This is a genomic window from Streptomyces sp. NPDC054932 (assembly GCF_053610205.1).
This window is the reverse complement of record NZ_JBSGXU010000386.1, coordinates 1-1,739: the sequence shown is the minus strand read 5'-3', so window position 1 is coordinate 1,739 and position 1,739 is coordinate 1. Positions and strand designations below refer to the sequence as shown.

At 73.3% G+C, this 1,739-nt stretch carries 1 protein-coding gene; it reads right to left on the bottom strand.

Annotation, left to right across the window (positions count from 1 at the left end; all coding sequences use genetic code 11):
* Positions 1–138: 138 nt before the first annotated feature.
* Complete coding sequence (locus tag ACWGE1_RS41000) at positions 139–1,512, bottom strand: LuxR C-terminal-related transcriptional regulator (RefSeq protein ID WP_453425561.1); 1,374 nt, start codon at positions 1,510–1,512, stop codon at positions 139–141.
* Positions 1,513–1,739: the final 227 nt, after the last annotated feature.

The following is a 1,739-nucleotide window of genomic DNA, read 5'->3' as shown; positions in this document are numbered from 1 at the left end:
GCGGCCGTGCTCGTCCCCTCCGGCCCGTCCGCGCGCCCGCTCGATCCGCTGGTCCCGCCCGGCGGCACGTCATGATCGGTCCGGCTCTCCGGCTCCGGGCGGCCACGGGGGTTTCGTGACGTGGTGGGGGCGATTTCGTCACGCTTGTTCAGCGGGCCCGACGTCCCCGGGCCGGGACTTGCGGCGGGCGCGGTAGGCCTTCGCCCGGCAGGACGCCGAGCAGTGCCGGGCGGGTCGGCCCGGGGCCGGACGGCTCCCGGCGGCGGCCGGGAGAGCCCGCCCACAGCCGGGGCAGCCGGGCGGACGGACCTGGTCGGCGGCGTGCGAAGCCGGGTTACCGGCCGGCTCCGGGGTGGGGGAAGGACGGGGGAGAGGCGCTGACACCGGCGCCGCCACCGCTGACACCGGCGCCGTCACCGCAGCCGTGCCGGTCGCCGGTGACCGCTCCGGCGCCTGTTCCGGTACCCGCTCCGGTGCCCGTTCCGAAGCCGCGCCGCGGCCCTGTGTCAGGCCCTGCCGTTCGGCGATCACCCCGGCCTGGAAGCGGCTGTTCGCGCCCAGCTGGAGCAGCAGCTCCGAGACGTGCCTGCGGCAGGTCCGCAGCGAAATCCCGAGGCGTCGCGCGATCGAGTCGTCCTTGAGCCCCTTGGCCAGGAGCGCCAGGATGCTCTGCTTGACCGTTTCCGAGATGTCGTGGGCCGCCTGCGGGCCCGTCGCGAACGGCGTCGCGTACTCCCAGTCCCGGTGGAAGACGTCCAGCAGGTAGCCCAGCAGGTCCGGCTCCCGGATCAGCAGCGCCCCGCCGGACCGGGACGGCAGGAAACCGAGCTCCCCGTCGATGATGATCATCTGCGGGAGCACCTCGGGGAGCGTGCGGATCTCCGCCCCCGCCCCGATCAGCCGTTCCGCGTGCGCCCGTGTCACCGGGTCGAAGCGGGTGGCGTGCTGGTAGAGACTGCACATCCGCACGCCCCGCTCCAGCAGCGCGAGGTCACGCGGCAGTGCCTCGCGCAGCGCCGCCTCCGGGAACGAGCCACCGTGTTTGGACACCAGGATCTCGGCGCGGCAGCCGTCGATGACCTCCGTGAGGAGCGCGCGCACCGCGAACTGGTCGGGCAGGTGGTCGATCGTGCCCTGCGGGAAGACGTGCTGCCGCGCCTGGAGGTAGACGGGGATGAGCCCGGTGAACGCGTCCCGCCGGTTCTGGAGTTCCTCCCTGCGGGCCCGGAGCTGCTCCTCGTGCGCGCGCAGCGCGGCCTCCGGCCCGGACAGCAGGTGTGCCCCGGCCGCCTGAGGGCTGACGGCCTGCCAGCCCTCGCCCGCCGTCCTCAGGAGACAGGTGTCGGTGAGCGAGCGGAGTGCGGCGCGGCACCGCTCCTCGGTCAGTCCGGTCTCGGCAGCGGCTCTCGGCAGCGCCGAAGGGGAGAGACCGCCCTGCACGAGTGTCCACCGGTACAGCACGATCGCCGCGCTGTCGACCTCCGGTAACTCCGCATCCGCGCCCGTGTCCAACTGCTTGCCTCCTAAAGGTGCATGGCACACACATGATCCCTTACGTGCCTGCCGCTGTCACGCAGGCCTCTGGCAGAGTCGTGGGCAACGGGGGCAAGGCGCGACCGACCGACGCGCCCTCCGGCAACGTTCCACGTCCGCAGAGGAGTTGTCGTGATCAACAAGAACGCAGTACGGGTGGCCGCGCTGGCCGCCGCGGGTCTCGTCTGGCTGGGTACCGCCACCGC